This window comes from Bradyrhizobium sp. UFLA01-814 (genome assembly GCF_046718885.1).
Classification (GTDB): Bacteria; Pseudomonadota; Alphaproteobacteria; order Rhizobiales; family Xanthobacteraceae; genus Bradyrhizobium; species Bradyrhizobium elkanii.
In genome coordinates this window covers 16,507-27,106 of sequence record NZ_JAQOSR010000127.1, presented here as the reverse complement: position 1 = coordinate 27,106, position 10,600 = coordinate 16,507, and the positions used below count along the sequence as shown (strand labels likewise).

General features: G+C 65.3%; 9 protein-coding genes. 5 read left to right on the top strand and 4 right to left on the bottom strand.

What is annotated here, in order from left to right; genetic code table 11:
* A partial coding sequence (locus PMN64_RS30740; RefSeq protein ID WP_411783377.1) for an ATP-binding cassette domain-containing protein occupies nt 1-766 on the top strand: 766 nt, incomplete at its 5' end.
* Between the two features lie 337 nt (nt 767-1,103).
* Entirely contained in the window at nt 1,104-2,570 is a 1,467-nt protein-coding gene (locus PMN64_RS30735; protein WP_411783375.1) for a glycerol-3-phosphate dehydrogenase, read from the top strand.
* 247 nt (nt 2,571-2,817) lie between these two features.
* On the opposite strand, the gene PMN64_RS30730 is transcribed toward PMN64_RS30735, so the two are convergent.
* Entirely contained in the window at nt 2,818-4,128 is a 1,311-nt protein-coding gene (locus tag PMN64_RS30730) for a tetratricopeptide repeat protein (RefSeq protein ID WP_411783373.1), read from the bottom strand.
* A gap of 143 nt (nt 4,129-4,271) precedes the next feature.
* On the opposite strand from PMN64_RS30730, the gene PMN64_RS30725 reads away from it, so the two are divergent.
* Genes PMN64_RS30725 through PMN64_RS30715 form a run of 3 tightly spaced genes read left to right on the top strand, consistent with a single transcriptional unit; the run spans nt 4,272 to nt 7,170 of the window.
* Nucleotides 4,272-5,444 carry an ABC transporter ATP-binding protein gene (locus PMN64_RS30725; protein ID WP_411783379.1) on the top strand — a complete coding sequence of 391 codons (1,173 nt, stop codon included), beginning with the start codon at nt 4,272-4,274 and terminating at the stop codon, nt 5,442-5,444.
* Nucleotides 5,441-6,355 carry an ABC transporter permease gene (locus PMN64_RS30720; RefSeq protein ID WP_411783372.1) on the top strand — a complete coding sequence of 305 codons (915 nt, stop codon included), beginning with the start codon at nt 5,441-5,443 and terminating at the stop codon, nt 6,353-6,355. Before PMN64_RS30725 ends, PMN64_RS30720 begins: the two co-directional genes overlap by 4 nt.
* Nucleotides 6,355-7,170, top strand: a complete 816-nt coding sequence (locus tag PMN64_RS30715) for an ABC transporter permease (protein ID WP_411783370.1) — start codon at nt 6,355-6,357, stop codon at nt 7,168-7,170. Before PMN64_RS30720 ends, PMN64_RS30715 begins: the two co-directional genes overlap by 1 nt.
* Nucleotides 7,171-7,262: 92 nt before the next feature.
* Here PMN64_RS30715 and PMN64_RS30710 read toward each other — a convergent pair whose 3' ends face one another.
* The 3 genes from PMN64_RS30710 to PMN64_RS30700 all read right to left on the bottom strand — a co-directional run bounded on the left by PMN64_RS30710 (nt 7,263) and on the right by PMN64_RS30700 (nt 10,569).
* Nucleotides 7,263-8,114: a carbohydrate ABC transporter permease gene (locus PMN64_RS30710; protein WP_411783369.1), complete on the bottom strand. Its 852-nt coding sequence runs from the start codon at nt 8,112-8,114 to the stop codon at nt 7,263-7,265.
* Nucleotides 8,111-8,980, bottom strand: coding sequence for a carbohydrate ABC transporter permease (locus tag PMN64_RS30705; protein WP_038387345.1), 870 nt, complete (start codon nt 8,978-8,980; stop codon nt 8,111-8,113). The genes PMN64_RS30710 and PMN64_RS30705 overlap by 4 nt, the downstream gene beginning before the upstream one ends.
* Before the next feature lie 203 nt (nt 8,981-9,183).
* Nucleotides 9,184-10,569, bottom strand: a complete 1,386-nt coding sequence (locus PMN64_RS30700; protein ID WP_411783368.1) for an ABC transporter substrate-binding protein — start codon at nt 10,567-10,569, stop codon at nt 9,184-9,186.
* Nucleotides 10,570-10,600: the final 31 nt, after the last annotated feature.

Sequence of the window (10,600 nt, the reverse complement as noted above, 5' to 3'; positions counted from 1 at the left end):
TTTGCTGTCGAAGACCAGGCAATTGAAGCAGCGCGCCGAGAGACTGGAGGAGACGGCGAAGCCCGCGCATCAGGAACGCTCGGCCGGAACGATCCGGCTCACCAACCGCGACACCCATGCCAAGGTTCTGATCAGGCTGAACAACGCCGGGATCGCCACGCCCGACGGCAGGCTGTTGTTCAGGACCGGCCAGCAGTTCATCTGCAAGGGCGACCGGATTGCGCTGCTCGGGCCGAATGGCGCCGGCAAGACCCGGTTCGTCGCGGCGCTGCGGCTGGCGATCGAGAATGCCGCAGCGGCAGCGGCCGAGATCCGGGCCACCGAGTCATTGGTGCTTGGCTATTGCGACCAGGCGCTGGCCGATCTTGCCGATAGCGACACGCCGATGCGCATGCTGACGCGGCGCTTCGAGGTCGGTGATCAGCGGGCGCGCGGCTTGCTCGCCGGCGCCGGGCTCTCGATCGAGATGCAGGGCCGTCCGATCGGGCGGCTGTCGGGCGGGCAGAAGGCCCGCCTCGGCATGCTGGTGCTGCGGCTCACCCAGCCGAACTTCTATCTGCTCGACGAGCCGACCAACCACCTCGATATCGAGGGCCAGGAGGCGCTGGAGGACGAATTGATGGAACAGCAGGCCAGCTGCCTCCTGGTGTCGCACGATCGCCGGTTCGTGCGCACGGTGGCCAACCGGTTCTGGGTGATCGAAGGCAGGAAGCTGATCGAGGTCGATGGACCGGAACAGTTCTTTGCCGCGGCCGGTGCGGACTAGCGGGTGATGGAGTCAGATTGGATCGCCGTCGCGAAGACGGTGTGCCTCTCCCGTTTGCGGGGCCGTCGCAGGAGGAGCGCTGCCAAAATATCGAAAACAACCCCATGCAAAGTAGCCGGCGGCGGCCGGCATTCGAGCAGGCTACTTGACACGTCGGGCAACTCAGGGGCATTATTCCAATATTCCGAAATCGTGCAAGCGTACGCTCGCCCCCGCAAGCGGGAGAGGTGAGTGTGCCGTGATTCACCCCGACATCATGTAGTTCAGCGCCGCGCCTTGACGCATTTTTCGTGCGAACCCGTCTTTTGTTCGCATGAAAATGCGATAGGCGTTGCCCATGGCGGACTATGACGTCGCGATCATCGGCGGTGGCCTGAACGGCACGAGCATTGCCCGTGATGCCGCCGGCCGCGGCCTGCGCGTGATCCTGCTGGAACAGGGCGATATCGGTTCCGGCGCATCGCAGGCTTCGCCGCGGCTGGTCCATGGCGATCTGGCCGGGCTGGAACGGCGGGAGTTCTTCCGCGTCCGCAGGGCACTGAGGGAACGCGACGTGTTGCTGCGCATCGCGCCGCATCTGGTGCGGCCGGTACGCTTCGTGATCCCGGCGCATGCCGAGGAGCGGCCGCCGTGGCAGCTGCGGTCGTTGCTGCTGCTCTACGAACGGCTGACTTCGCGCAGCGGTCTGCCGCGCTCGGCGACGCTCGATGTCACCCACCATCCGGTCGGCAATGCGCTGAAGCGGCCGTTCGGAACCGCGTTCGAATATTCCGACTGCGTCGTCGACGATTCCCGGCTCGTCGTGCTCACCGCCGTCGATGCCGCAGCGCGCGGCGCCGATATCCGCACCGGCGCGCGCGTGACCCGGGCCGAGCGCGGCGAGACCTGGCAGCTGGTCGCGATCGACCGCGGCTACCGGCGGGCGATCACGGCGCGGGCGCTGGTCAATGCGACCGGCGCGTGGACCGCCTCGGTCGCCGACATCGTGCTGCGCGTGTCCACGCCGCAGCTTGCGACCGTGCAGATCAGCCAGATCGTGGTGCGCCGCCTGTTCGACTGCGACAACGTTTATGTGTTTCAGAACCCTGACGGCCGGCTGATCTTCGCCAGTCCCTACGAGCGCGACTTCACCCTGATCGGCAGCGTCAGTCATCCCTTCAAGGGTGATCCGGCGGTTGTCGCGATGGGCGTGCGCGAGGAGGCCTATCTCTGCGACGCCGCCAATCGCTACTTTCGCGAACAGATCGCTCCAGTGGATGTGCTGCGGACCGTCTCCGGCGCCAATTCCGTGATCGCGCCCGCGCGCCGGCACATGAGCGATGGCGCAGCGCTGCTCGATATCAGGCGCGGCAAGGCGCCGCTGCTCACGACCTTCGGCGGCGACGTCACCACCGCGCGGCGCCGCGCCGAGCGGGCAGTGTCGGAGTTCACGCGGTTCTATCCGATGACACCGCGCTGGACCGCAACGGCGCCGCTGCCGGGCGGCGAGTTCGCGTGGCAGCGCTTCGAGACCGAGGTCGACATCGCCCGCGACCGCTGGCGCTTCCTCGGCGAGGCGCCGGCGCGGCGGCTGGTGGCCGCCTATGGGTTGAATGTGAAGGACATTTTGGGCGACGCCAAAGAGAAGGCCGATCTCGGCCCGGCCTTCGGTCCCGAACTGACCGGCGCCGAGGTGCGCTACCTCATGCGCAAGGAATGGGCGCGCTTTCCCGACGATATCCTGTGGCGCCGCTCCAAGCTCGGGCTGACCATGCCGCAAGCCGATCGCGACGCGCTTGCGACGTTCATGGCGAAGATGGATTGAGTTCGCTTCAAACCTCCCCTTGAAAAGGGGAGGTCGCTTTGCTCGCCAGAGCAAAGCGGGTGGGGATTCGGAGTTCCCACAAACTCGTCATGCCCGGGCTTGTCCCGGGCATCCACGTCTCCGTTTCCACGCGAAGAAAAGACGTGGATGGCCGGGACAAGCCCGGCCATGACGGCGCGGAAGAATCGGTTCATTCCAAATGCGATTACCCTGTTTTGAGGGGGAAGGAGAAGAGCTCCAGCAGCGGCTATTGCTGCGCCGCCTCCTGTGACCAGGCGAGGTCGCGCCGGGACGGACGGCGATGCAGCCGCTCCGAGATCAGGCTTGTTGCCTGCCGGCCCTGGCCGGCGCGCAGGCACGCGACGATGAAGGTATCCTCCCACAATTCGCGTTGCGCATGGCTGCCGCCGATCCGCACCAGTTCGGGCATCAGCGGCGCAAGGATGCGCACGGCGTCGTCGTGATCGCCAGCGGCGAACGCCGCGATCCCGCGGCCAAGCCCGATCGCCGCAGGGCCGGGCGCCAGCCTGCCGTCGGCGTCGCGCGCCGCCATCTCGACCAGCCGCGCCTCGAGCGCGTCGTTGTTCGTCGTCGCTGCGACCAGCGCGTGGTGCACGTCGGCGAAATGCGCGCCGGCCTTCGGGAAATAGCCGTCGCCATAGACGGCGACATCCTTCCAGTGCTGCTCGAGGCCGGTCTTGCCGGCGACCGTCAGCCGCCACAGCAGCGAGGCCGTGTCGGTGAAGATATTGAGCGGCGGATAGGGCCGGCCCGCCGGCTTGATGTGCTGCTCGTAAATGTCGAGCGCGCTGTCGGCGTCGCCTTCCTCGATTGCGATCAAGGCGAGGTGCCAGGCGAGATGGCCCTGCAGGAAGCTGGTGCGATCATTCGCCGGCAGCCAGGCGGAGAGGAAGCTGCGGCCTTCCGCCGCGTCGCCCTGCTCGAACAGCGCATGCGCGACGGCGTGCGCGGCACCGGCGTTCTCCGGCTTCAGCGCATAGCCGCGCTCGGTGATGGCGCGGCCGGACACGACATCGCCGGCCTCGGTCTTCGACCAGCCGAGATAGGTGAGGAACCACCAATCGTCGCCATAGTCGCTGGCGTAACGTTCGGAGATTGCGAGCCGCGCGGCGTCATGGTCGGACCGGCCGGAGAAGGCATAGAGGCCGAAGGCGCCGAGCAACAGCGAGAGTATCTGCGCATCGCGCGGATATTCGGTGAGATGCCGTTCGGCTTCTGTCACCGCCTTCTTTGGCTGGCTCTCGATCACGGACGCCATGATCCCGATGTGGTGGCGCTCGCGCGGGCTGGCGGCCGCGGCCAGCTGCCGTGCATCGGCCGCCTTGGCGCGGGCCTTGGCGCCCTCCATGTTGAGCTGGTGGACGCGGGCACGGCCGATATGGGCCATCGCGAAATCGGGGTCCTCGGCGATCGCCGCCTCGAACGCCGCATCGGCGCCATGCAGCGCCGCCAGCATGCGATCGACGCCGTCGATATAATAAGCGGCGGCGCGGTCCGAGTTCGTCGTCAGCGGCAGGCCGTAGCGGTCGTGAATCATCGGTTGCCCTCCCGAACTTGGCTGCGAAGTCTAGCAGAGGCGCGGACGCCGACAATATTGCGGGAGATGTCCGTGAGGCGGTTGAGCCGGTGGCGATCCGCCGCTAGCTTGCCGCAAGAATCTGACCTTACGGGGAATCGGGGCTGACGGACGTGACATCGGGCGAAGCGAGTGCGGAGGCGGCAAGGTCGTTGCCTGAACCGGCCGTCTCGGACATGCCGCTGCTGCGGATCGAGGGTGTCGCCAAGTCGTTCGGCAATTTTCGCGCGGTCGACAAGCTCTCGCTCGATATCCGAGCCGGCGAATTCTTCGCGCTGCTCGGCCCGAGCGGCTGCGGCAAGACCACGCTGCTGCGCATGCTCGCCGGCTTCGAGACGCCGGACGAGGGCCGCATCCTGCTCGGCGGCAGCGACATCGCGCAGGTGCTGCCGCATGAGCGGCCCGTCAACATGATGTTCCAGAACTACGCGCTGTTCCCGCATCTGTCGGTGCGCGACAACATTGCCTTCGGGCTGAAGCGCGCCGGCATGGCACGCGGCGATATCGCCGCGCGCGTCGCCGAGATGGTGGCGCTGGTCAAGCTCGAGGGGATGGAGAAGCGCAAGCCCGACCAGCTCTCCGGCGGCCAGCGGCAGCGCGTCGCGTTGGCGCGCTCGCTGGCGCGCCGGCCGCAGGTGCTGCTGCTCGATGAGCCGCTTGCCGCGCTCGACAAGAAGCTGCGCGAGAGCACGCAGGCCGAATTGATGGAACTGCAGCGCCGGCTCGGTATGACCTTCATCATTGTCACCCACGATCAGGAGGAGGCGATGACGATGGCCGGCCGCATCGGGGTGATGGATGCCGGCCGTCTGGTTCAGGTCGCAACCCCGCGCAATCTCTACGAGGCGCCGGCCTCGCGCTGGATCGCCGAGTTCGTCGGCGACATCAATCTGTTCAACGGCGAGGTCACGTCCCGCGAGAATGGGCGCCTGACGGTCGCGACCGCTGATGCGGGCAAGCTGGCGGTCAGCGAGCTGTGGCCGCCGGTGACCAGGCAGGTCGTTGCCGTCGCGATCCGCCCCGAGAAGGTGAAGCTGTCGCGCCGCGCGCCGGCAATGGATGAGGGAGCATCGCAGGCGATCAACCGGCTGGAGGGCGTCGTCACCGACGTCAACTATCTCGGCGGCGTGACCAGCTACCGGGTGAAGCTGGAGACGGGCGCGGTGGTGCGCTCGTCGATGGCCAACACCGCGCGGCTCGATGTCGATGCCTATCTCGCCGGCCAGCGCGTGGTGGCATGGTTCACCGCCGACGATTGCCTGGTGCTCGAGCAATGAGCGCGCGCCGCATCTTCGCCCGGCCGGCGCGGCTCGCCGCGATCGCTCCCTATCTGTGGATGGTGCTGTTCTTCCTGGTGCCGTTCGGCTTCGTGCTGAAGATCAGCCTGTCGCAGACCGCGATCGCGCAGCCGCCCTATACGCCGGTGTTCGATTTCACCGAGGGCCGCGCGGCGCTGGCCGCGGCGTTCGCACAATTGTCGTTCGACAATTTCCGCCTGCTGATATCGGACAATCTCTACATCCTGTCCTATCTGCGCAGCCTCGTCGTCGCGATGAGCTCGACGCTGATCCTGCTCCTGATCGGTTATCCCATTGCCTACGGCATGGCGCGGTTGCCACAGCGCTGGCAGGGCGTCGCGATGATGCTGGTCATCGTGCCGTTCTGGACCTCATTCCTGATCCGCATCTATGCCTGGATCAACATCCTGCAGCATGACGGCCTGCTCAACCAGGTGCTGCTGGCGCTGCATATCGTGTCCGCGCCGGTGGTCTGGCTGTCGACCGACAGCGCGATGTATCTCGGCATCGTGTATTCCTATCTGCCGTTCATGATCCTGCCGCTCTATGCGACGCTCTCCAGGATGGACGCGTCGCTGCTGGAGGCCGCGGGCGATCTCGGCGCCTCGCCGCTACAGGCGTTCTGGCTGGTAACGTTCCCGCTGTCACTGCCCGGCGTCGGCGCCGGCGCGCTGCTCTGCTTCATCCCTGTTGTCGGCGAGTTCGTGATCCCCGATCTGCTCGCCGGCTCCAACTCGCTGATGATCGGGCAGACGCTGTGGCTCGAGTTCTTCACCAACAAGGATTGGCCGGTGGCGTCAGCCGCCGCGATCGCGCTGTTGCTGCTGCTGGTGCCGCCGCTCGTGCTCTACGACCGCCTGCAACGGCGTCAGCTGGAGGCGGGCCGCTGATGGCGCGCACCGTCACCAGGCTCACCCGCTTCAACATGACGTCGCTGGCGCTCGGGCTGGCGTTCCTCTATCTGCCGATCGTCATCCTCGTGATCTACTCGTTCAACGCCTCGCGGCTGGTGATGGTGTGGGGCGGCTGGTCGCTGCGCTGGTACCGCGAGTTCTTTGGCGACCGCGCCATGCTGGAGGCGGCGTGGATGAGCCTGTCGGTCGCCGCGGTGTCGGCGACGCTGGCGACACTGCTGGGCACGCTGGCGGCGGTCGGGCTGGCGCGCGGCGAGCGGTTCCGGGGGCGGGCACTGTTCTCCGGCATGCTGTATTCGCCGCTGGTGATGCCGGAGGTGATCTCCGGCCTGTCGCTGCTGCTCTTGTTCGTGGCGCTCAATGCCGAGCGCGGCTTCTTGACGGTGACGATCGCCCACACCACGCTGACGATGTGCTTCGTCACGGTCGTGGTGCAGTCGCGCCTCGCCACGCTCGACCGCAGCCTGGAAGAGGCTGCGATGGACCTCGGCTGCGATCCGGTGCGGGCGTTCCTCCTGGTGACGCTGCCGCTGATCGTGCCGGCGATCGTCGCCGGCTGGATGCTGGCTTTCACGCTGTCGCTCGACGACGTCGTGATCGCGAGCTTCACCACCGGCCCGGGCTCGGCGACGCTGCCGATCCGGATCTATTCCGAGGTCCGGCTCGGCGTGAAGCCCGAGATCAACGCAATCTGCACGCTGGTGATCGCGCTGATCGCCGTGATCATCGTGGTCGCCTCGTTCGCCTCGAAACTGTCGAGCGCGCGCGGCGAGAGCGCCGCGCCGTTGTAGTTTCCGTCATTCCGGGGCGATGTGAAACATCGAACCCGGAATCTCGAGATTCCGGGTCTGGTGCTAGCGCACCATCCCGGAATGACAGCGCATCAAGATTTAACCGCGCCTGCCGTCAGCCCGCCAACCATGTAGCGCTTGAAGGCGTAATAGACCGCAGCCGGCGGCAATGCGTAGATGAAGCCGGTGGTCATGAGCAGCTCCCACGGCGAGTCGTCCGCGGCGAGGAAGTTGCCGAGCGCGACCGGCAGGGTGATGTCGGTGTCCTTCGACAGCAGCAGGAACGCGTAGAGATATTCGTTCCACGCGAGCAGGATTGCATAGGTGCCGACCGCGACCAGCGAGGGCATCATCAAGGGCACATAGACCAGGCGGAACAGCTGAAGCGTGGTGGCGCCGTCCATCGTCGCGGCCTCGTCGAGCTCGACCGGCAGCTTGTCGGAGGCCTGCTTCAAGACCCAGATCGCGTAGGGCGCCGCGATCGTCACCATCGCCAGGATCAGCGACCAGTGATTGTTCAAGAGGCCATAGGTGCCCATGGTGCGGTACATCGGCACGGCGAGGAACGCGGCCGGGATGAAATAGGTGAACAGCGCCATGTTCATGACGGCGCGGCCGCCCGGCACGCGTAGCCGCGAGATCGAGAACGCGGCGGCGGTGGCGACGAACAGCGTCAGCGCGCCGACCGCGAGCGCGATCACGGTCGAATTCCAGAACTGGATCCAGAAGTCGCGCAGGAAGTAGTGCTGCTGGTTGAACACGATCTCGAAATTGTGCAGCGTCGGATGCGACGGCCACAGCTTGCCGGAGAACGCGTCCTCCTTCGGCGAGATCGCGAACACGAACATGTGGTAGATCGGGATCATGGTCCAGATGAAGACCGGGATGCCGATCAGCAGCAGCTTGGCTTCGGTGCCGACTTCGCGGAGGGTGGGCAGCTTCATCGCGACAACCGTTTCATCATGTAATAGACCAGCGGCAGCACGAACGGCATCGCGCAGACGATCGAGGCCATCGCCAGCGAGAGCTGGTCGAGGCGCAGATAGCGGATGCCGAGGGTCGACAGCACGTGGGTGAGGTCGGCGGGCCCGCCGCCGGTGAGCAAATAGACGCTGTTGAAGTCGCCGAGCGTCCAAATCATCGAGAGCAGCGTGCAGGTGACATAGAGCGTCTGCATCGACGGCCAGGTGATGTAGCGGAATTTCTGCCACCAATTGGCGCCGTCGACGTCGGAGGCCTCGTACAGATCGTGCGAGATGGCGAGCCGTCCGGTCAGCAGGATCAGCGTCCAGAACGGCAGCGACTTCCAGATGTGCACGCCGATCGCCATCGCCAGCGCGACCGAGGGATCGTTCAGCCAGTTCGGGCCGTCGTCGCCGGTGAACTTGAAGATCAGCTGGTTGACCACGCCCCATTCCGGATTGAGCATGAAGCGCACCGACAGGATGGTCGGGATCGAGGGTACCGCCCAGGGCAGGATGAAGATGACCGACAGCCACCTGATCCAGGGCCGCTGCTGGGCGAAGAAGCCGGACAGGAACAGCGCGATCAGCATCTTGATGTTGATGCCGATGACCAGGAAGATCAGCGTGTTGATCGCCGCGCGCGCGAAGATCGGGTCGTGGTAGAGCGCGACATAGCTCGCCGGATGGCGCGCCAGCCACAGGCCGTAGCCGACCGGATAGACCACGAAGGCGAGGAAGACGAGCAGATAGGGCGCGAGTAGCACGATGCCCCAGACCTGCGGCGGCGACAGCCGCGCCGACAACGGCGGCGAGGGGACATCGGATGCGGAGAGTGTGATCGCCATACGGTTACTCTTTGAGCAAGCTACCGCTTGCGCCTACGCCTACCCTGTCGTCCCTGCGAAAGCAGGGACCCATAACCACCGGCTTTCGTTATTGCACGAAAGCCGGTGACCAGCATGTTTCAAAATCACCGCCGCGGCGTATGGGTCCCTGCTTTCGCAGGGACGACCAGAGAAATGTGCCGCGGCAGCTGGTCTTGCAACGTCTACCCCGCGACCTGCTTGATGCGGGCGATCAGTTCGTCGACGGCCTTGTCCACCGGCACCTTCTCGCTGACGACGCGGTTCATGGCCTTGGCCCAGACGTTCTCGTTGTTCAGGATGGTGAACTTCCAGTTCTTGGTAAAGTCGAACGGCGCGGTGCCGCCGGTGAACTGATTGTAGACCGCCTTGCGATGCCGGTCAGCCTGCCAGAACGGGCTCGCCTGGCTTGCCTTGGTCACCGGGAACCAGCGGCCAAGCGCGCCCTCGACATAGGGCCGCAAATTGTCTTCCTGCATCAGGAAGGCAATGAACTGCTTGCCTTCCGCCTTGTTCTTGGCGTTGGCGAAGATCAGCCCGGTCTTGACGTCGGAGCGGTAGCGGATCGTCGATCCGTCCGGCGCCTTCGGGAAGGACGCGGTGATGATGTCCTGCTCATAGGCCTGCTTGCCGGCGGCGCGCTGCGCGTCGGTCAGCGCCGGGTTGGTGGAATCCTCGAACCACTTCGCCGCGATCGAGATCGTGAAGTTGTGGGTCATCACGATCGTCTTGTTGTGGAACGCGACGTTGTTGTCCGGGTCCTTCCAGGTCGTGGAGGAGGGCGGCGAGCAGCCCTTGATGTAGGTGTCGGTGTAGTCCTTCAGCGCGTGAATCAACCCGTCGCGCACCTTGGGATCGTCGACCAAGAGCTTGCCGTCGTCGTCGACCAGCTTGACGTGATAGGCGTCCATGAAGGTGTAGAACGACTGGAACGAGTCGGTGGATTCCACGCCCATCGGCTGGCCGACGCCGTAGATGCGCTGGCCGGTCGCCTTGCGGATTGCCGGCTGCACCTTGTCGCACCAGAACGACCAGTAATCCTCCCACTTGGTCGGGATGTCGGCGGCCTTGAAGCCGGCCTTCTCGAGCATGTCGCCCCAGATCTGGACGTGCATGCTCTGCTGTTTCAGCGGGAAGCCGTAATAGGTCTTCTTCTTGGCGACGTCATTGTAGAGCAGCGCCGTCTCCAGCGTGTTCGGCGCGAACGCATCCTTCATCGGCAGCAGGATGTCGGAGAGATCCTCGAGCTTGCCTTCATAGGCCCATTTGCCCTGCGCCTGCACGTCGTAGGAGTCGGAATAGGCGACGTCGGGCACGGTGCCGGAATCGAGCGCGGCGACCGTCTTCGGAATCATGTCCTGGATCGCGTATTGCGACAGTTCGACCTTGATGCCGGTCTTGGCTTCGAATTTCTTGATCGTCTCGAGCAGCGCGTCGTCTTCGGATTTGTAAAATCCCTTGCCCCACCAGACGGTGATCGTCTTGCCCTGGGCGAGAGCAGGTGCAGTTGCGGCGAACAGGCCGACCGCGGCGACCGCAATTGATAGCGCACCGATAACCTTGGATCTCACGTTGTTCTCCCTCATGAGGCCGGCTTTTTAA